The organism is uncultured Citricoccus sp., assembly GCF_937871995.1.
In the GTDB taxonomy this organism is placed as follows: Bacteria; Actinomycetota; Actinomycetes; order Actinomycetales; family Micrococcaceae; genus Citricoccus.
In genome coordinates this window covers 77,136-96,478 of record NZ_CALMQR010000069.1, presented here as the reverse complement: position 1 = coordinate 96,478, position 19,343 = coordinate 77,136, and the positions used below count along the sequence as shown (strand labels likewise).

18 protein-coding genes are annotated in these 19,343 nt (G+C 72.7%); 8 read left to right on the top strand and 10 right to left on the bottom strand.

All coding sequences use genetic code 11. The features are described from left to right. Positions 1-34: 34 nt before the first annotated feature. Together Q0283_RS07920 and Q0283_RS07915 are read right to left on the bottom strand one after the other, a co-directional pair. Positions 35-958, bottom strand: coding sequence for a Sir2 family NAD-dependent protein deacetylase (locus tag Q0283_RS07920; RefSeq protein WP_183528574.1), 924 nt, complete (start codon positions 956-958; stop codon positions 35-37). A 77-nt stretch (positions 959-1,035) separates the two neighbouring features. Beyond that, entirely contained in the window at positions 1,036-1,245 is a 210-nt protein-coding gene (locus tag Q0283_RS07915) for a DUF3073 domain-containing protein (RefSeq protein ID WP_029138985.1), read from the bottom strand. A 234-nt stretch (positions 1,246-1,479) separates the two neighbouring features. On the opposite strand from Q0283_RS07915, the gene Q0283_RS07910 reads away from it, so the two are divergent. Continuing rightward, on the top strand, positions 1,480-2,124 hold the full coding sequence (locus Q0283_RS07910) for a hypothetical protein (protein ID WP_183527822.1): 645 nt from the start codon (positions 1,480-1,482) through the stop codon (positions 2,122-2,124). Between the two features lie 3 nt (positions 2,125-2,127). Here the strand turns inward: Q0283_RS07910 and clpB are convergent, their stop codons facing one another. Next, positions 2,128-4,731 carry an ATP-dependent chaperone ClpB gene (gene clpB, locus Q0283_RS07905; protein ID WP_183527824.1) on the bottom strand — a complete coding sequence of 868 codons (2,604 nt, stop codon included), beginning with the start codon at positions 4,729-4,731 and terminating at the stop codon, positions 2,128-2,130. A 250-nt stretch (positions 4,732-4,981) separates the two neighbouring features. Here clpB and Q0283_RS07900 point away from each other — a divergent pair, with 250 nt between their 5' ends. From Q0283_RS07900 to Q0283_RS07880, 5 genes are all read left to right on the top strand, one after another. After that, a complete protein-coding gene (locus Q0283_RS07900) occupies positions 4,982-5,800 on the top strand; it encodes an ABC transporter substrate-binding protein (protein ID WP_183527826.1) in 819 nt (272 codons plus the stop codon). 119 nt (positions 5,801-5,919) lie between these two features. Continuing rightward, on the top strand, positions 5,920-6,684 hold the full coding sequence (locus tag Q0283_RS07895; protein WP_183528575.1) for an amino acid ABC transporter permease: 765 nt from the start codon (positions 5,920-5,922) through the stop codon (positions 6,682-6,684). Positions 6,685-6,718: 34 nt separating this feature from the next. Further along, positions 6,719-7,513, top strand: coding sequence for an amino acid ABC transporter ATP-binding protein (locus Q0283_RS07890; RefSeq protein WP_255459478.1), 795 nt, complete (start codon positions 6,719-6,721; stop codon positions 7,511-7,513). 28 nt (positions 7,514-7,541) lie between these two features. Then, positions 7,542-8,681: a YihY/virulence factor BrkB family protein gene (locus Q0283_RS07885; protein WP_183527828.1), complete on the top strand. Its 1,140-nt coding sequence runs from the start codon at positions 7,542-7,544 to the stop codon at positions 8,679-8,681. A gap of 63 nt (positions 8,682-8,744) precedes the next feature. After that, a complete protein-coding gene (locus tag Q0283_RS07880) occupies positions 8,745-9,104 on the top strand; it encodes a cupin (RefSeq protein ID WP_183527830.1) in 360 nt (119 codons plus the stop codon). An 84-nt stretch (positions 9,105-9,188) separates the two neighbouring features. Here Q0283_RS07880 and Q0283_RS07875 read toward each other — a convergent pair whose 3' ends face one another. After that, entirely contained in the window at positions 9,189-9,914 is a 726-nt protein-coding gene (locus Q0283_RS07875) for a Crp/Fnr family transcriptional regulator (RefSeq protein WP_298044138.1), read from the bottom strand. Beyond that, the gene (locus tag Q0283_RS07870) at positions 9,911-10,465 is read right to left on the bottom strand and encodes an SRPBCC domain-containing protein (RefSeq protein WP_183527832.1); all 555 of its coding nucleotides are present in this window, start codon (positions 10,463-10,465) and stop codon (positions 9,911-9,913) included. Before Q0283_RS07870 ends, Q0283_RS07875 begins: the two co-directional genes overlap by 4 nt. 25 nt (positions 10,466-10,490) lie before the next feature. On the opposite strand from Q0283_RS07870, the gene Q0283_RS07865 reads away from it, so the two are divergent. Continuing rightward, complete coding sequence (locus tag Q0283_RS07865; protein WP_255459479.1) at positions 10,491-11,132, top strand: sugar O-acetyltransferase; 642 nt, start codon at positions 10,491-10,493, stop codon at positions 11,130-11,132. Here Q0283_RS07865 and Q0283_RS07860 read toward each other — a convergent pair. Together Q0283_RS07860 and Q0283_RS07855 are read right to left on the bottom strand one after the other, a co-directional pair. Further along, the gene (locus Q0283_RS07860; RefSeq protein ID WP_183527834.1) at positions 11,129-12,607 is read right to left on the bottom strand and encodes a glucose-6-phosphate dehydrogenase; all 1,479 of its coding nucleotides are present in this window, start codon (positions 12,605-12,607) and stop codon (positions 11,129-11,131) included. The two genes, Q0283_RS07865 and Q0283_RS07860, sit on opposite strands and share 4 nt — an antisense overlap. A gap of 123 nt (positions 12,608-12,730) precedes the next feature. Beyond that, complete coding sequence (locus Q0283_RS07855; RefSeq protein WP_183527836.1) at positions 12,731-13,324, bottom strand: hypothetical protein; 594 nt, start codon at positions 13,322-13,324, stop codon at positions 12,731-12,733. A 97-nt stretch (positions 13,325-13,421) separates the two neighbouring features. Between Q0283_RS07855 and Q0283_RS07850 the strand changes: the two genes are divergently transcribed. Continuing rightward, a complete protein-coding gene (locus Q0283_RS07850; RefSeq protein WP_183527838.1) occupies positions 13,422-14,030 on the top strand; it encodes a bifunctional 2-polyprenyl-6-hydroxyphenol methylase/3-demethylubiquinol 3-O-methyltransferase UbiG in 609 nt (202 codons plus the stop codon). A 10-nt stretch (positions 14,031-14,040) separates the two neighbouring features. On the opposite strand, the gene Q0283_RS07845 is transcribed toward Q0283_RS07850, so the two are convergent. The 3 genes from Q0283_RS07845 to Q0283_RS07835 all read right to left on the bottom strand — a co-directional run bounded on the left by Q0283_RS07845 (position 14,041) and on the right by Q0283_RS07835 (position 19,285). Continuing rightward, a complete protein-coding gene (locus Q0283_RS07845) occupies positions 14,041-14,589 on the bottom strand; it encodes a VOC family protein (protein ID WP_298044136.1) in 549 nt (182 codons plus the stop codon). Between the two features lie 34 nt (positions 14,590-14,623). Next, positions 14,624-17,533 (bottom strand): cation-translocating P-type ATPase, encoded by a 2,910-nt coding sequence (locus Q0283_RS07840; RefSeq protein ID WP_298044135.1) that lies wholly within the window; start codon positions 17,531-17,533, stop codon positions 14,624-14,626. A 90-nt stretch (positions 17,534-17,623) separates the two neighbouring features. After that, entirely contained in the window at positions 17,624-19,285 is a 1,662-nt protein-coding gene (locus tag Q0283_RS07835) for an alpha/beta-hydrolase family protein (protein WP_183527845.1), read from the bottom strand. Between the last annotated feature and the right edge of the window lie 58 nt (positions 19,286-19,343).

Below are 19,343 nucleotides of genomic sequence, written 5' to 3'. Positions count from 1 at the left end.
ACCGTCGGCCCCGACCAGGTCCCGGAGCGCCTGATCAGCGCCGGGCGTCGAGCCAGGCCAGGGCCGGGGCCACGCGGGTGCGCCAGCGGAACGTGGCCCGGGTGTCCCCCCGGGTGGGGCCGCCGTTGATCACGGCCACCGGCTTGCCGGCCCGTTCCGCGTCCAGCACGAACCGGAAACCGCTCATCACCGCCAGCGACGTGCCGATCGCCAGCACCGCGCCGGCGCGCTCGAAGGCCTCGCGGGCCGCGGCCTTGCGCTCGGCCGGCACGCTCTCCCCGAAGTACACGACGTCCGGCTTCAGCTCCACGGAGCCGCACTCCCGGCAGCCGGCCATGGTGAACCGGTCCACCCACTCCTGGCCCAGGGTCACGTCCCCGTCCGGGTTCACCAGCTCCGGGTCCACCCGCACGGCCTCGAGGTAGCCGGGGTTGGCGGCCACCAGCCGCGCGTCGAAGTCACGCCGGTCCTCCACGGCGCCGCAGTGCAGGCAGACGACCCGGTCCAGGTCCCCGTGCAGGGCCACCAGCCCCGGGGTCCCCACGGCGGTGTGCAGCCCGTCCACGTTCTGGGTCACGATCCCGGCCAGCAGGCCCTCGCGCTGCCAGCCGGCGAGGATGTGGTGCGACTCGTTCGGCTCCGCGGTGTCCATCTGCCGCCACCCGACGAAGGACCGCGCCCAGTAGCGGTGCCGGGCGCCGTCGTCGTGCCGGAACTCCTGGTAGGTCATCGGGCGGTGCCGGTGCAGCGAGCCGCCGGGCCCGCGGTAGTCCGGGATCCCGGAGTCGGTGGACACCCCGGCACCCGTGATGACCAGGGGCGCGGCGCCGGCCAGCAGCTCCCGGATCCCGGCCCGGGCCACCTCGGGGTCCTGCAGCGGGGCGGAGTCCTCCACCACGCGGGCGATCGAGCGCAGGGCGGCGCGATGGCCGTCGGCCGCGGGATGCCCGGGGCGCAAGGAGGACCCTGACCTCACGGAGCCGGTCGGCGTCGTGAGGTCAGGGTCCTGGGGTCCTTCAGCAGTCATGACGACCATCAACCCGCGTAACGGGGATCGTCGTCCTCCTCGGTATTCTCGACGTCCGTGTACTTGTCCGCGTAGGCGATGTACTGGTCATCGTCACGGCTGGAACCACGGCTGCCGGCGAGCTCACGTTCGAGCGCCGACAGGTCTGTGGCCGGGGAGAAATACTTCATGTCCCTGGCCTGCTTGGTTGCTTTAGCCTTTTGACGGCCGCGCCCCATGAGCGTGACCCCCTTTGTTCTCCGTCTCCGGGTGGTCAGCTTCTAGGCAGGGCTGGACCGGAGTATGCGCTGTCATGATGGTTCGTGCTCACTAGGTTAACATGTTTCAGCACCCCTTGGCGCCGCCCGGAACGTGACGTCCGCCCCCTCACGCCGGCGACCACACGACGCCGGCCGCGCGGGCCCGCCGGCCGCGCCGACGGGGGTGTCCCACCGGTACGGAAGGACCCCTTGATGGACACGAACGAGGACCGCCCCAGCGAGCAGGGGTCCGGCTCCGTCCCCTACCTGCCGCCGAGGCCGTCCGAGGACGTCCCCCCGCAGCGGCCACGCCGCGGCTGGTGGGTGGCGATCGGCGCGGCGGTGGTCCTGGCGCTGGCCCTGTTCGTCGTGTGGCCACTCGTCTCCTCCCAGCTGGACCCGCGCACCGGGGACGCCGGCACCCCCGAGCCCTCCGTGTCCCGCGACGCGGACCCCGGCCTGGACGGCATCATCGCCCGCGACGTGCCCCCGGGCCAGGTCCAGCCGGGTGACTGCCTGACGGACTTCACCGCCGTGCCGGAGCCGGCCACGGTGGTCGAGTGCAGCCGCGAGCACGAGGCCGAGCTGGTGGGACGCAAGCTGTGGCCCGCCGACGGCCAGTTCCCCGGGGACCGGATGCGGCCGGAGGCCGAGGAGTTCTGCGGGACCATCCAGCTGGGGCAGACCGGTGACGCCCAGGTCGTCGTCGAGATCTCCCACCCGACCGAGGGCACCTGGGCCGCCGGTGACCGCCGCGTGGACTGCGTGGCGGTGGCCCATGACGGCACCCTCACCGGTTCCCTCGTCGACGAGCCCGCGTTCCAGGACTGGAGCACCCCGGGCGCCGCGGGGTCCTGACGCTCAGCCCCTGCGGGCCACGCTCAGGCGGTCCTGCTCCGAGCCCTGGTCCCCGGTCCGGTCCACCGTCACCGTGTCCCCGTCCGCGATCTCTCCGGACAGCAGGGCGCGGGCCAGCTGGTCGCCGATCTCCCGCTGCACGAGCCGGCGCAGCGGGCGGGCGCCGTAGGCCGGGTCGAAGCCGGTCAGCGCCAGCCACTCCCGGGCCGCGTCCGAGACCTCCAGGCTCAGCCGGCGCGAGGCCAGCCGCCGCGCGAGCGAGGCGACCTGCAGGTCCACGATCCGGGTCAGGTCCTCGATGGACAGCGCGTCGAACATGATGATGTCGTCCAGCCGGTTGAGGAACTCCGGCTTGAAGGACGCGTTCACCACCTTCATCACCGCCGCGCGCTTGGCCGCGTCGTCCAGCGCCGGGTCCACCAGGAACTGGGACCCCAGGTTCGAGGTGAGGATGAGGATCACGTTCCGGAAGTCCACGGTGCGGCCCTGGCCGTCGGTGAGGCGGCCGTCGTCGAGCACCTGCAGCAGGATGTCGAAGACCTCGGGGTGGGCCTTCTCCACCTCGTCCAGCAGGATGACCGAGTACGGGCGGCGCCGCACGGCCTCGGTCAGCTGGCCGCCCTCCTCGTGGCCGATGTACCCCGGAGGGGCACCCACGAGCCGGGAGACGGTGTGCTTCTCCGAGTACTCGGACATGTCGATGCGCACCATGGCGTGGTCGTCGTCGAACAGGAACTCCGCCAGCGCCTTGGCCAGCTCGGTCTTGCCCACGCCCGTGGGGCCGAGGAACAGGAACGAGCCGGTGGGCCGGTCGGGGTCGGAGATCCCGGCCCGGGAGCGGCGCACCGCGTCGGACACCGAGCTCACCGCCTGGCGCTGGCCGATCAGCCGTTCGCCGATGTGGTCCTCCATGGTCAGCAGCTTGTCCTGCTCGGACTGGAGCATGCGGCCGGCCGGGATCCCGGTCCAGGCGGAGATGACCTCGGCGATGTCATCGGCGGTGACCTCCTCGGAGACCATCGCCTGCTCGCCGCTGGGCGCGCCGGACTCGGCCTCCACCGCGGCCTGCAGTGCCTTCTCCAGCGCCGGGATCTCGCCGTAGAGGATGCGGGAGGCCTCGGCCAGGTCGCCGTCGCGCTGCGCCTTGTCCGCGGCCGAGCGCAGTTCGTCCAGCCGCACGCGCAGGTCACCGGCCTGGTTGAGGGAGGCCTTCTCGGACTCCCACTGGGCGTTGAGCGCGGCGAGCTGCTCCTTCTGGTTGGCCATCTCCTCGCGCAGCGCGGCCAGGCGCTCCACCGAGGCGGGGTCGGTCTCGTCCTGCAGGGCCAGCTCCTCCATGGTCAGGCGGTCCACCGAGCGGCGCAGCTGGTCGATCTCCTCCGGGGCGGAGTCGATCTCCATGCGCAGCCGGGAGGCGGACTCGTCGACCAGGTCGATCGCCTTGTCCGGCAGCTGCCGGCCGGAGATGTACCGGTCGGAGAGGTTCGCCGCGGCCACGAGGGCCGAGTCGGCGATGGCCACCTTGTGGTGCGCCTCGTAGCGCTCTTTGAGGCCGCGCAGGATGGCGATCGTGTCGTCCACGGAGGGCTCGCCCACGTAGACCTGCTGGAAACGGCGCTCCAGGGCCGGATCCTTCTCGATGTTCTCCCGGTACTCGTCCAGGGTGGTGGCGCCGATCAGGCGCAGCTCGCCGCGGGCCAGCATGGGCTTGAGCATGTTGCCGGCGTCCATGGCGCCCTCCGAGGCCCCGGCGCCGACCACGGTGTGGATCTCGTCGATGAACGTGACGATCTGCCCGTCCGAGGCCTTGATCTCCTCCAGCACGGCCTTGAGCCGCTCCTCGAACTCACCGCGGTACTTGGCCCCGGCGATCATGGATCCCAGGTCCAGGCTGATCAGCGACTTGCCGCGCAGCGACTCCGGGACGTCCCCGGCCACCATCCGCTGGGCCAGGCCCTCCACGACGGCCGTCTTGCCCACGCCCGGCTCGCCGATGAGCACGGGGTTGTTCTTGGTCCGGCGCGAGAGCACCTGGACCACGCGGCGGATCTCGGCGTCACGGCCGATGACGGGGTCCAGCGTGCCGGCCCGGGCGATCTCCGTGAGGTCGGTCCCGTACTTCTCCAGCGCCTGGAAGGTGTTCTCCGGGTCCGGGGTGGTCACGCGCGTGTCCCCCCGGACCTCCTTGACCGCGGCGGACAGGGCCTCGAGGCTCGCACCGGCGTCCCGCAGGGCCGCCCCGGCCCGGCCGGCGTCCGCGGCCAGGCCCAGGAGCAGGTGCTCGGTGGAGACGTAGTCGTCCCCGAGGGCCTCGGCCTGCTGCTGGGCGGCCTGCACCGCGAGCAGCCCCTGGCGGGAGAGCTGCGCCTGGGCCACGGAGGTGCCGGAGGTGGCGGGCATCTGCTTGATGGCGGTGGACGCGGCGGTGGACACCACGTCCGGGTCGACGCCGGCGGCCTTGAGGACCGCGACGGCGACGGAGCCGCGCTGGTCCATGAGCGCCTTCAGCAGGTGGGCCGGCTCGATCTGCGGATTGCCGGCCGTCGAGGCGTGCATGGCCGCGGCGGACAGCACCTCCTGGCTCTTCGTGGTGAACTTCGCGTCCATGGCGTACTCCTCCCTCCCGGTCCCCCGGGCGGTCACTGGCGGAACGTGGATTCCTACTCGAACTTGAGTGTACTTGACTCAACCCTGCCGCGCACCGCGCTATTCCCCGGTTCAGGCGGCCATCGGCACCACCGTACGCGCGCGGTACCGGGCTGTCCCGGGGTCCCCGACGGCGGTGCGCGTCGACGGCGGACCCACTGGGCACTATCCTGACTGCCTTGGACCATCCCCGCTCCACGGAAGGCCGATCATGCCCCCCTCACGCGTCCGGCGACTCGCCGCGACCGCCCTCTGCGCCGGCACCCTGGCCCTGTCCGGGTGCGCGGTGCTCGGTCCGGCCGACTCCGGCGGCACCGGCAACGGCGGCGAGGTCGCCGTGAACGAGTCCGTCCCGCTGCTGAACCCCGGCCAGCTCACCGTCTGCTCGGACATCCCCTACCCCCCGTTCGAGTTCCAGCAGGGCGGCAAGACCGTGGGCTACGACATCGACATCGTGCAGCGCATCGCCGACGACCTCGGCGCGGAGCTGAGCATCGTGGACTCCTCCTTCGAGGCCATCCAGTCCGGCGCCTCGCTGACCGGCTGCGACGTGAACATCTCCTCGATCACCATCACGGACGAGCGCCGGCAGACGATGGCCTTCTCGATCCCCTACCTGGACGACGACCTCGTGCTCGTGGCCCCGGTCGACTCGGGCATCACGGACCTGGAGTCCGCGCAGGGCAAGCGCATCGGCGTCCAGCAGGCGACCACCGGCGAGTTCTTCGCCGAGGAGAACGGCCTGGACATCGTGCAGTTCGAGGACGGCGGCATGCAGGTCGAGGGCCTGCGCTCCGGCAGCGCGGACGCCGTGCTCGGCAACGGATCGGTGCTGCTCTACCAGCTCAAGGACGACCCGGCCTACGAGGTCGTGGAGACCTTCGAGACCGGTGAGCAGCTGGGCATGGGCATCTCCCCGGACAACGCACTGCTGCTGAGCTTCGTCAACCAGACGCTGCTCGACATGGAAGAGGACGGCACCCTGAACGAGTCCCGGGTCCGTTGGTTCGGCGAGGAGGCCGCGCAGTGAGTGAGAACCAGCCCGGGCACGCCCCGGTCCCGCAGCCGGAGCCCGGCGCCGGCTCCGCCCCGGCGACGTCCCGGGACCCGGACGCCGCCCGGCCGGGTGGCGCGCGCCGCCGTCGCCGGATCTCCCTGGGCATCCAGGCGGCGGTCTTCGTGGCGGCGATCATCGTCGTCCTGCTGGCCGTCGACTGGCAGACCGTGGGCGAGTCGGTGTTCAACTTCGCCGCGGTGGCCCCGATGTTCCCGGACATCATCCTCATCGGGTTCGGCAACACGCTGCTCTACACCGCGACCTCGTTCGCCGTGGGCCTGGTGGGCGGCATCGTGCTGGCCCTGATGCGGATGTCCGCGTTCCCGCCCTACCGCTGGCTGGCCACCGTCTACACCGAGTTCTTCCGCGGCGTGCCCGCCCTGCTGGTGTTCCTGGCCTTCGGCTACGGCGTGCCCTTCGCCTTCGGGGTGCAGTGGCCGATCCCGGTCGTCGTCATGGCCTCGCTGGGCCTGGTGTCCGCCGCCTACATCTCGGAGACGCTGCGGGCCGGCCTGCAGGCCGTGCCGAAGGGCCAGTACGAGGCCGCCCGCTCGCTGGGCATGCCGGGCTGGCGGGCCATGGTCACGATCGTCATCCCGCAGGCCTTCCGCCTCGTGCTGCCGCCGCTGACCAACGAGGTCATCCTGCTCACCAAGGACTCCTCCCTGGTCTACGTCCTGGGCCTGGCCGCCCACGAGTTCGAGCTGACCAAGTTCGGCCGGGACGGGATCACCGCCCTGGGCGCCGGCCTGACCCCCGTGCTGGTGGCCGGGCTGATGTACCTCATCATCACGGTGCCGCTGTCCCTGCTCGCCCGCCGCTTCGAGTCCCGCGGGGCTCGCCGCTCCCGGTCCTGACGGCCCGGACGACGATCCCGAGAAAGCCGATCCCATGACGAATCCCTCCCCCGCCTCCCCGGCCGCCGGCACCGTCCACGCCTCCGGCGTCTCCATCACCGGACTGAACAAGTCCTTCGGCTCCAACCACGTGCTGAAGGGGATCGACCTGACGGTCGCCCCCGGCGAGGTGGTCTGCCTGATCGGCCCGTCCGGCTCCGGCAAGTCCACCCTGCTGCGCTGCGTGAACCTGCTGGAGGTCCCCGACTCCGGGACCGTCACCGTGGGCGGGTTCGAGGCCACCGACGAGGACGTGGACCTCAACGCCATGCGCCGGCACGTGGGCATGGTCTTCCAGCACTTCAACCTCTTCCCGCACCTGACCGTCCTGGAGAACTGCACCGTCGCCCAGGTCAAGGTGCTGCACCGGGGTAAGGCCGAGGCCGCCGACGTCGCGAGGACCAACCTCGAGCGCGTGGGGCTGGCCGGGATGGAGGGACGCTACCCGGACCAGCTCTCCGGCGGCCAGCAGCAGCGCGTGGCGATCGCCCGCGCGCTGTCCATGGACCCGCAGCTGATGCTCTTCGACGAGCCGACCTCCGCGCTGGACCCCGAGACCGTCGGCGAGGTTCTGGCGGTGATGCGCCGGCTGGCCGGCGTGGGGATGACGATGCTCGTGGTCACCCACGAGATGAGCTTCGCCCGCGAGGTGGCCGACCGCGTGGTGTTCATGGACGGCGGCGTGGTGGTCGAGCAGGGCCCGGCCGCCCAGGTCATCGGGAACCCGCAGCAGCCGCGCACCCAGGACTTCCTGGCCCGCGTGCTGAATCCCACCGACGTCGAGTTCTGAGCGGGCTTCGGCGGGCTACGCTCGTCCCATGCCCAGTCACCTGTTCCGCCGCCCGGCGCCGGAGCGCACCTACCGGCGCCCCCGGGTGACCCTGTTCCACGTGGTCCGGCGCACCGTCATGAAGCTGGTGGACATGCAGGTCTGGGACGTGGCCGGGTCCATGGCCTTCTACTCGCTGCTGTCCGTGGTGCCGGCCGCGATCGCCGTGGTGTCCATCGTGTCCCTGCTGGGCCTCGAGGACGAGACGGTGCACACCGGTGCCGAGCTGCTGCACGAGCTGCTGCCGGGCCTGAACCCGGACGTGGTCACGGCGGCGCTGCTGGCCCTGGCCAACACCGACGGCGGCGTACCGGGCGTGGTGCTCGGGCTGGTCGGCTCGATCATCGCCGCCTCCAACGTGTTTGCCTCCTTCCACCGGGCCATGCACCGCATCCACGACACCCGCGAGGGCCGCAGGTTCCTGTGGTTCCGGACCGTGATCTTCGTCGAGACGCTGACGCTGATGATCGCCGTGATCGCCGTGCTGCTGCTCGTGCTGATCGGCGGCGGGCTCTCGGAGCGGCTCGGGGACCTGCTGGGCCTGCCCGCGACCACCGTGGCCGCCTGGAACCTGCTGAAGTGGCCGGTGATCCTGGCGCTGATCGCGTTCGCCGTCACCGTGGCCTACCACTGGGGGCCCAACGTGGTGCAGCCGCACTTCCGCTGGATGTCCTGGGGCGGGCTCGCGGCCGTGCTGATCCTGTTCGCCATGACCGTGCTGCTGGGCTGGCTGGCCGAGCGCTTCGGCACCTTCGACCGGATCCTGGGCACCCTGAACGGCCTCGTGGTGATCATGATGGTCGTGTGGATCAGCTACATCGTGCTGGTGGCCGGGGCGGCCTTCGACGCCGAGCTGCTGCGCGGGCGCCAGCTGGCCGCGGGGCTGCCCGCGGCGGACGTGCTGCAACTGCGCACCCGCCACACCGGGGTGCTGGAGTTCCTCGACGAGGACACCGCCAGGGCACGCGCCACGGCCCGCGCGGTGGCACGGTCGGCGCGGACCGGCGAGCCCGTGACGATGCCGGCCAGCCCGTGGCTCGCCGAGGCCGACACGTTCTGGTCGGTCGACGCCCTGGACCGGGAGGTCTCGACCGGGCAGCCGTATGACGCCGGGAACCACGCCGGGTAGATCCAGTCCTGGCCCCCGCGCCCACGGGTGCCCCGGCCGAGGCTCACCGGCTACGGTGATCCCATGACCTACTCGCCCGGACCCCACGACCTGACCGCACTGATCGGCAGCACCCTGGACGCCGCCCGGGCCAATCCGCACGGCCGGCACGGGGACCTGCTGCTGCGCGACGGCCATTTGCGCCAGTCGATCATCGCGCTGACCGACGGCGCCCGGCTGGCCGACCACAACGCCCCGCCGGCCGCCACCCTCCAGGTGCTCCAGGGCTCCCTGGAGGTCACCGCCGGGACCGGGGGTGACCAGCGGCTGGGCGTGGGGCAACTGGTGCAGCTGACCAAGGAGCGCCACGGCGTGCTCGCCCTCGAGGACAGCGTGTTCCTGCTGACCACCGTCACCGGGGTCGAGGAGGAGAGCCACGGCTGACCGGCCCACGGCCGGCGGAGGGGCCCGTCAGGACGTGGACGGTACGCGGACGGGCCGCGGTGACTGCGGTGACTCCCGGGCGGTTCAGAGCCGGAGCAGTCCGGGCTCGTCCAGCACGGTGACCCGGTTGCCGCGGCCCAGGGTGATCAGTCCCCGGTCCGCGAGCGCGTGCAGGCGCCGGGACAGGGTCTCCGGGGTGGTGCCGAGGTAGGAGGCGAGGTCCTTCTTGGGCATCGGCAGCCTGTACCCGGCCCCCGGTGCCGCGCCGGCCTCCGCGGCGGCGGCCACGAGGTACTCCCCCAGCCGGGACTCCACGGAGCGGCCGGTGATCTCGGCGACCTGGTGCTCGGTCGCCTCCAGCCGGTGGGCCACCGTCCGCAGCATGGTCATCGCCACCCGAGGGTAGTCCGCCAGGAACCGGTCCATGTCCGCGCGCGCCAGGGAGCAGACCTGGGCGTCCGTGGCCGCCACGGCCAGGGAGGTGACCGGTTCGTCGCTCAGCAGTGCGTGCTCACCGGTGAAGTCCCCGGGGGAGAGCACCCGCAGCAGCTGCTCGTTGCCGTTCTCCAGCACCCGGGACTGCCTGACCCGTCCGGAGTGCACGATCTGCAGGCCGGGGCTGTCCCCGATCGAGTAGACCACCTCGCCGCGCCGGTAGGGCCGGGTGATGACGCGTTCGGCGATCCGGTGCCGGTCCTCCTCCTCCACCCCGCTGAACAGCGGGACCGAGGACACGCAGGCGAAGCGGTGCTCGTGATCGAGCAGGTCCCCCTCGTCCGGCCTCACCTCGGGCCTCACCTCCCGCTTCACCCCCGGCCGTCCTCCTCCGGACCGCTCGTGGTGGGCTCCACGGGCGTGTAGTGGTCCCGCTGGTGCGGGTGGAAGTCGGCGAAGTCCACGGCGTCCACGTCGTCGCCGTCCAGGGCGGCCTGCAACCGGTCCAGGTAGTACTCCCAGCCGGGGCCGACGTCGGGGGCCATCTGCTCGAACCCGGAGATCGGCTGGGTGAAGACCAGCGCGGTGCCCGCCCCGGTGTCAGCGGAGTCCAGGGTGAGGCGCAGGCGCCAGGCCGCCCCGGACGGGTCCTGCAGCACCACGTGGAGGCGGTGGGGCCGCTCGCAGGCCTCGATGGTGCACTCCCCCGGCTGGTCCGGGGCCTCGACCATGGCCAGCCGGACGCTGCCGGTGGCCGGGTCCCCGGTATAGGTGCCGTACCACCTCGAGAGCAGGCCCGGTTCGGCCAGGTGGTTCCACACGTCCTCGACCGCGTGCGGCAGTATCCTGGTGATCTGGATGGCCCGGCCCTCGGGCCCGTCGATGATCCGGCCGGTGGGCTCGCGCGTGGTGCCTGGGGTGCTCATGCGGCCATTCTGGCACGCTGGGACCATGACGAACCCAGCCCTCACCTCCCCGTACTTCCCGGACGAGCGCTCCATGCACGAGCGGATGCTCGCCGGGGAGCCGTACCTCGCCGACGACCCCACGCTGGAGGAACTGAACACGCGCGCCGAGCTGCTCTCCGAGCGGTACAACGCCACCACGGTCACCGAGCTCGCCGAGCGCCGGGACCTGCTCGGTGAGCTGCTCGGCACCCGGGGGGAGGGCATCGTGATCCGTCCGCCGCTGCGCGTGGACTACGGCGTGAACCTCCACGTCGGGGACCGCACCTTCGCCAACTTCAACCTCGTCGCCCTGGACTGCGCGCCGATCCGCATCGGTGCGGATGCCCAGATCGGCCCGAACGTGCAACTGCTCACGGCCACCCATCCCCTGGAACCGGGTCCCCGCCGGGACAAGTGGGAGGGCGCCCAGCCGATCACCATCGGGGACAACGTGTGGCTCGGTGGCGGCGTGATCGTGGGCCCGGGCGTCACCATCGGGGAGAACACCGTGGTCGGCGCCGGCGCGGTGGTCACCTCGGACCTGCCGGCGAACGTGGTGGCCGTGGGCGTGCCCGCACGCGTGATCCGCGAGCTGCCCGCGGATCCCGACGGCGGCTGGTCCCGGATGGCGGTCGAGGGCGACTAGCCCCCGGCCCGGGGGCCGGAGGACCCGGCGGGGTAGTCCAGCAGCGGGGCGGCCCCGGAGCCGTAGGCGGCGGTGATGCCCTCGGTGATGCGCCAGCCCTGTTCGGCCCCCTCGCCGCTGACGGTGAAGGCCCCGCGGCCCGCGAGCACCCGGTGCAGCAGGGAGCCGTAGGCGGTGAGGCCGGGCTCGGGCAGTTCGGAGCACAGCACGGTGCGGGTCATCCCGCGGGAGTCGAACGGCCCGCCGGCGTTGAGCTCCAGCGCGATCCGCTCGTCCTCGAAGCCGATCCGGAGCACGTTGGCCGGCGGTGGCCCGCCCGCCGGGACGTGCCCGGCGTCCAGCGGCGGGCGGCGGAACACCACCGAGATCTCCTGGCGCGGGGAGCCGATGGCCTTGCCGGAGCGCAGCACCACGGGCACCCCGCTCCATCGCCGGGAGTCCACCTCCACGATCACCTGCGCGAACGTCTCGGTCTGCCGCGAGGCGTCCACGCCGTCCTCGTCCACGTAGGAGGGCAGCGTGCGCCCGTCCACGGTGCCGGCGGTGTACCGGCCACGGACCACCACGGGGACGTCCACGCCGTGGTCGGGCCCGTCAGGCCCGTCCGGCCACAACCGGGTGGCCCGCAGCACCTGTTCGGTGCCGGCCGGGACCGCCACGCCGTCGAACCGCTCCGGCGGGTCCATCATCACCAGGGCCATCACCTGGAGCAGGTGGGACTGGATCATGTCCCGGGCCGCCCCCGTGCCGTCGTAGAACCCGGCGCGGCCCTCCAGCCCCAGGGTCTCGTCGTAGGTGATCTCGATCCGTTCCACGTGGTCCCGGTTCCACACCGGTTCCAGGATGCGGTTGGCGAAGCGCAGCCCCACCAGTCCGAGCACCCCGGGCGTGGCCAGGAAGTGGTCCACCCGGAACACCCGCTCCTCGGGCAGGAACCCGGCCAGCAGGTCGTTCAGGCGCCGTGCGGACTCCTGCCCGGACCCGAAGGGCTTCTCCAGCACCAGGACGGTGTCCGGGGGCAGCCGTCCCTCCGCGTGCAGTCCCGCCAGCTCCCGGCAGGCGTCCTCCGTGACGCCCGGGGGCAGCGCGAAGTACAGCCCGGTGGGACCCTGCGCCGCCGCCAGCAGGGCGGCCAGGTCCCCGGCGTCGGCGGCGTCCCCGGTGACCCAGCGGACGGACTCGAGGGTGGCCCGCACCGCGGGGAGCCCGAGCTGGACCTCGTCCAGCACCTCGGCGAAGGCCTCCCGCACGGTGGCGGCGAAGTCCACGTCCTCGGTCCGGCCGACGCCGATCACGGTGATCCCGTGCTGGGGTACCCCGGCGGCCAGGCAGGTGGCCAGTCCCGGCAGCAGCAGCCGGCGGGTCAGGTCCCCACCGGCTCCCAGGATGGCGAGGGTGCCCAGGTCCGGTGCCCCGGGGCCGGGGCCGGGGACGTCCTGGCCGGCAGGGACGTCGGCGGGATCGGCATCGCTCATGGTGCCACCGTAGCGCCGGACGCGGCCCGTCGGGGCAGGGTCGTGGGGGGCAGGGTTGCCGGACGCGCCAGGGGCCCGCCCCGGCAGAACCGGGACGGGCCCCTGGCGGCGACCCTCAGGGCATCAGATGCTCTTGCGGGTCTCCTGCAGCTTCTTGCGGGCCGCGCGCAGCGCCTGCGTCTGCTCCTCGCGGGCCTTGTTGATGGCCTCGGCCTTGGCGTCCGCGGCGGAGCGGATGGCGTCGGCCTTGACCTCGGCCGCGGCGGTGAGCTTCTTGGCGCGGCGGGCGGCGGCGGCGTTCTTGCGGCCGACCCGGTTCACGGCGCCGTCCACCATCAGGGCGGTGCCGATGCCGAAGAGGAACACGTCCTTGGCCACGGCGGTGCCCTGCTCGGTCGGCCGGATGCCGTCGGGCTCCGTCATGCCCTCGGTGTTCTTGTACATCGACAGCAGCCCCGTGGAGAAGGCGGTCAGCGCGGCACCGGCGAGCCAGCCCGGCACGAACGGCAGCAGCAACGCGGCACCGACCCCGAGCTCCCCGGCGATGAGGAACTGCTTGAACTGCTTCGGCGTCATGTCCTTCAGGAACGGCACGCCGTTGGCGGCCAGGTCCCGCATCTGCTCGGCCTGTTCCTCCGAGATCTTGGTCTTGTTGATCCCCGAGTTGAGGATGAAGGCGCCGGCGGTCAGCCGGAGCGGGATCTGCGCGATGCTCATGGGGTGGTCCTTCCGGTATTCGGGCTCGTTCCTGTCTCACCTTATAACCACCCGGGGGCAGAAGTGCACGTGCCGGTGAACGCGCGATACTGGGGACATGACCGAGAACCTCTGGGCCCGGATGGTGGCCAACGATCCCGAGCACTCCCGCCGCTACGCAGAGCGCTGGCGGTCCCTGGCCGCCGAGGGCATGGACCTGCACGGCGAGGCCCGGTTGGTGGACGCCCTGTGCCCCCGGGGCGCGCGCGTCCTGGACGCCGGCTGCGGCACCGGCCGGGTGGGCGGGTACCTGGCCCGCGCGGGGCACCGCGTCACCGGTGTGGACCTGGACGAGCACCTGATCGACGTGGCCCGCGAGGACCACCCGGACGCCGACTGGTACGTGGCCGACCTGGAGACCCTGGACGCGGCCACCCTCGCCGAGCTGGGTGAGGAGGAGCCTTTCGACCTGATCTTCTCGGCGGGCAACGTCTTCGGCTTCCTCTCCCCCGGGTCCCGGCAGGACGTGCTGCGCCACCTGCACGCCGCCCTGCGGGACGGCGGTCGCGCGGTGGTCGGCTTCGGCGCGGGGCGCGGCTATGACTTCGAGGAGTTCGTGGACGACGCCGGCCAGGCCGGGTTCCGGCTGCAGGGCCGGTTCGCCACGTGGCAGCTCGACGAGTTCACCCCGGAGGCGGACTTCCTGGTCGCGCTGCTGGTGCGCTGAGGGCCCGGGGTCACTGCTCCTCGGCGCCGAAGGCGTCCTGCGCGGCGTCCATGAGCCCCTCGATGCTGAGCCTCACCATGCCCATCATCGCCCGCTGCACCCGGGCGGCGGCGTCGCGGTCCTCCCCGGCCAGCAGTTCCGGCAGTACGGTGGGGACCACCTGCCAGCGCATCCCGAAGCGGTCCTGGAGCCAGCCGCAGGCGACCTCCGTCCCGCCGCCGGCCGTGAGCGCGGACCAGAAGTGGTCCACCTCCTCCTGGTTCCCGCACAGCACCTGCAGGGAGACGGCGTCGGTGTACGGCACCGGCCGGGCGGGGTCGTTGAGCGCGACGAAGCGCTGGCCGTCCAGGGTGAAGGACACCGTGAGCACGTCACCGGCGCGCAGGTGCACCTGGTCCCCGCCGGGGACCACGTCGATCGCGCTGCGCCGGATCTCGTCCAGGTGGGTGTCGGGCCGGTAGGCGGAGAACGCGTCCACGTAGAACCGCGCGGCCTCCTCCGCCTGCCCGGTGGACCACAGGCAGGTGACCAGCTGGGACCGGGATCCTGACTCGGTCATGACGGTTACCCTTCGTCGGCGTTGTGATCCATTGTCACGCCGCCCGGGCCCTGAGCACCACCTTGCGCAGCTCGCCGGACCACAGCACCCCGGAGGCCAGCGCCAGGCACGCCAGCCACTGGTCCCAGCCCAGGGCCGCCGTGCCGAAGGCACCCTGCAGCAACGGCAGGTGCACCACGAGGACCTGGGTCACCGCGCCGAAGGCGATCGCCGCCCACAGCCAGCCGTTGGTGAACAGCCGGTGGAAGGCGGAGACGGTCTCGGACCGGGAGTTCAGGGCATTGAACAGCTGGGCGAACACGAGCGTGGTGAACGCGGCGGTGCGCGCCACCTCCACCGTCTCCGCGCCCTCCACCAGTCCGCCGGGCAGGTGGAGGTCGATCGCGAACAGGGTGACCACGGCCATGACCAGCCCGGTCCAGAGGATCCCGGCCCACATCCGCCCGTCGACCACCCGGTCCCGCACCCCGCGCGGCGGCCCGGCCATGACGTCCTCCGCCTCGGGGTCCACGCCCATCGCCAGGGCCGGGCCGGAGTCGGTGATGAGGTTGATCCACAGGATCTGGGTGGCCAGCAGGGGCACCACGATCCCGTCGTCGTGCCCGGCCAGGCCCAGGAACCCCGCCAGGAGCACACCCAGGAACATGGTCAGGACCTCCCCCGTGTTGGAGGACAGCAGGTAGCGCAGGAACTTCCGGACGTTCCCGAAGATCACCCGGCCCTGGCGCACCGCGGCGACGATGGTGGTGAAGTCGTCGTCCGTGAGGATCATGGCGGCGGCCTCCTTGGAGACCTCCGTGCCCGTGATGCCCATGGCCACCCCGATGTCCGCCTTCTTCAGGGCCGGGGCGTCGTTCACGCCGTCGCCGGTCATGGCCACCACGTGGCCCTCCGCCTGCAGGGCCTCGACGATGCGCAGCTTGTGCTCGGGGGCGACCCGCGCGAACACCGTGGCCCGCCGTGCCGCCGCCCGCAGTTGCGCCGCGTCCAGGGCGTCCAGTTCGGGACCGGTGACCGCCCCCTGCCCGGCGTGCGCGATCCCCAGGTCCTGGGCGATCCGCAGCGCCGTGGCCGGATGGTCGCCGGTGATCATCACCACGCGGATCCCGGCCCGGCGGGCCTGCGCCACCGCCTCGGCGACCTCGGAGCGCGGCGGGTCGATGATCCCCACCGTGCCGACGAAGATCAGGTCCTGCTCCAGCGCCAGGCCCGCCCCGGCGTCGAAGGCACCGTCCGGGCCGACCGCGCCCGCGTACTCGAGGACGGTCAGCGGCCGGTACGCCACGGCCAGCGTGCGCAGGGCCTCGCGGGACATCGACTCCACGTCGGCGGCGACGGCGGCCCGGTCGGCCTCGGTGAGCGGGGCCACCTCCAGCCCGGTGCGGACGCGGGTGCAGTGGCGCAGCAGCACGTCCGGCGCCCCCTTGGCCACCAGGACCGGCCGGCCGGCACCGGGCCAGCCGGCGTCCGCCGGAGCGCCCGGATCCGTGTGGTCCCGGTCGTCCACGATGACCGACATCATCTTGCGCTCGGAGGTGAAGGGCACCTCCGCCACGCGCTCGAACCGCGCCTCGCGCATCCCGGACAACCCGGCCTTGCGCTCGGCCACGACGAACGCCGCCTCGGTGGGATCACCGACCACGACCCAGTGCCCGTCCTCGTCCTGGCGGACCTCGGCGTCGGAGGCCAGGGTGCCGCCGGCGAGGACCACGATGTCCTCCTCGCGCAGGTCCAGCTCCGGGTCGTTCTCCAGCAGCGGGGTGCCCTCCAGCAGCACCTCCCCGTCCGGGGCGTAACCCACCCCGGTGACGTGCGACTCCCCGGAGGAGGACCGGACCTTGAGCATCGTCATCTCGTTGCGGGTCAGGGTCCCGGTCTTGTCCGAGCAGATGACGGAGGCCGAGCCGAGAGTCTCCACGGAGGCCAGGTCCTTGACGATCGCATGGCGACGGCTCATCGCCTGCACGCCGAGCGAGAGCACCACCGAGAGCACGGCCGGCAGTCCCTCGGGCACGGCCGCCACCGCCAGGGAGACGCCGACCAGCAGCACGTCCACCGCGTCCTGCAGCGAGGAGACCCCGCTCGTGAACGCGATGGCCGCCATCACCACCACGGCGATGACGACGACCGCGATCCCCAGGGTCCTGCCGATCCCGTCGAGCTCCCGCGTCAGCGGGGTCGGTTCCCGCTCCGTGCCGGCCAGCAGCGCGGCGATGTGCCCCATCTCGGTGTCCATGCCGGTGGCCGTCACCACGGCCCGGCCGACCCCCTGGGTCACGGCGGTGCCCTTGAAGACCATGTTGACCCGGTCGCCCAGGGGCACGGCCGCCTCCAGGACGGCCGTGGACTTGGTGACCGGGACGGACTCCCCGGTCAGGGCGGCCTCGGCGACCTGCAGCGAGGAGGCGCTCAGCAGCCGGGCGTCCGCGCCCACCGAGTCACCCTCGGCCAGGACGAGCAGGTCCCCGGGCACCAGGTCCGTGGCGGGGACCCGTTCGGTGCGGCCGTCCCGGACGACCGAGACGGTCACGGCGGTGAGGTCCTGCAGTGCCGCCACCGCGTCCGCCGCCCGGGCCTCCTGGACGTGACCGAGGACGGCGTTGAAGACCACGATGACGGAGATGACCGCGGCGTCGACCGGCACCCCCGCGGCACCCTCCACCGCCCAGACGAGCAGGGAGACCGCCACGGCGGCCAGCAGCAGGTAGATCAGCGGGTCCGTGAACTGGCGCAGGAACCGCCTCCAGCCGGGCTCGGGCGGGGCCGTGGCCAGCTCGTTCGGCCCGTACGCCCCGAGCCGCCCGGCGGCCTCCGCGGCGGACAGCCCGCGGTCCGGGTCCGTGGCGACGTGCCGGACGACGTCCTCCGCCGCGGCCTGCGTCCAGTCCCGTCCGGCGGCCGGGGTCGCGGCGGCCACGTGCTGCGGGTCGGCGTCCTGCGCCATGGGCCCTCCTGGACTGGGCTCGTCGGGGATTCTGGGGCGCAGGATACTCCCCCGGCACGACGGGCGCGTGACGGGCGGGCGTCGGCCGGTTCAGGCGTAGGTGGGGACGATGGTGCGGCGGATGGCCTGGGCGATGCGTGAGTAGTCGGCCAGCGGGTCCTTGCCCAGCACGGCCGCCCAGTAGTGCAGCATGTCCTCCATGTACCGGTGCCCGTGGCCCCCGGGCACCGCCACGGACTGCGGCATGTCCGAGGCGACCTGCCAGAACGTCACCCACGGCATCCAGCGCAGGTTCCGGGACACGTCCAGCCCCGCCCTCTCCTTCGCCCAGTCGGGCTTGCGCCACAGCAGCTCCGGGCTCCACCACACCACGGGGTCGGAGGCGTGCTGGGCCACCACGATCCGGGTGGCGTCCCACGCACCGAACGGGACCCCGTTGTAGTCGGTGACCAGGTCCTCGGGGCGCGTGGCGAACCGGACGTGCCGGCCGTCGTCGACCACGGGCGCGATCTCGGGGGTGCCGCGCCTACGGAACGGGGCGAGGGACTGCCAGAAGGCGGTGAACCGCGGCAGCCCGGACCAGACGGCCCCGTCCACGCGGGCGATCATGTCCTCCAGGTCCTCGAAGGCCTCGGTGCCCCCGAGGGCCCCGAGGGACTCCCCGCCGACCAGCAGCTTCGGCCGGTGACCCGCCGGAAGCCTGTCCAGTTCGGCCTCGATGGCGGTCAGCAGGGTGTCCGCGGCGAGCACGGGCGTGGCGCGGTCGGCGAAGAACGCCACCCCCGAGGGCAGGTAGGTGTACTGCATCGAGGCCAGGGCGCAGTTGCCGCCGGTGAGGAACTCCACCGAGGACGCGGACCACTCCTGCAACCAGCCGGTGCCCGTGGTGGTCAGCACCAGCAGCACCTCACGCTCGAAGGCGCCGGTGCGCCGCAGCTCGGCGACGACGGCCGCCGCCGTGCCCTGCAGGTCCCGGCCCTCCTGCCAGCCGGCATAGGCCCGGATCGGGGTCATCGCGGGCTCGCCGGTGGCCTCGGCGATGTCCACGGCCCGCGGGCCGTCCGAGACCACGGCCTGACCCTTGGCCCCGAGCGAGGCCCAGGACTCGTGGGACGCCGCGGAACCGGAGCGTTCCGGCTCGATCGGTGGCACCCGGCCCGGCAGCAGCCTCGAGTTCGTCTCCTGGGCCGCCCTGGACAACCGTTCCAGCAGCCGGCGGTAGACCACCTTGTCCAGCACGAAGGCCGTGCCGGCGGCGGTGGCCCCGGCGCCGACGGCGGTCGCGACCGGGGCGGGCAGGACCGGCGTGAGGGCCCGGGAGGCGGTGCCGGCCACGCCGTGGACGCCGCGTCCGATACCGACCAGCCCGGCCGTCAGGGCGAGCCCGCCGGCGACGCCGAGGACGTGTTCCCGGGTCCGGACGGGACGGGTCTCCATCAGCCCGGCGATCTCCGCCTGGGCCTTGAGGCTGCGCAGCCAGGACAGTCCGCTCACCCCGAACATGAACCACGGGGCGGCCTTCCGCAGCGGCCCGATCCGTTCCGGGTCCACCGTGACCGAGATGCCCAGGGCGCGGCCGGCGCCGCGCACCGCCGCGCGGCCGGTGGCCCCGACGGCGTAGCCGAAGGTCTGGGAGACGGCGGTGGCGATGGACGTCATCCACCAGGTCCGTGGGATGAAGCTGGGCGACAGCGACACCCAGCTCATGACGTGGGCACCGGCGATGCCTGCCCCGTCAGGTCTGAACCGCATGGTCCCCATTATGCCCATCCGATCAGGTCCGATGCCCCCCGCCCGCCGGCCGCCTGCC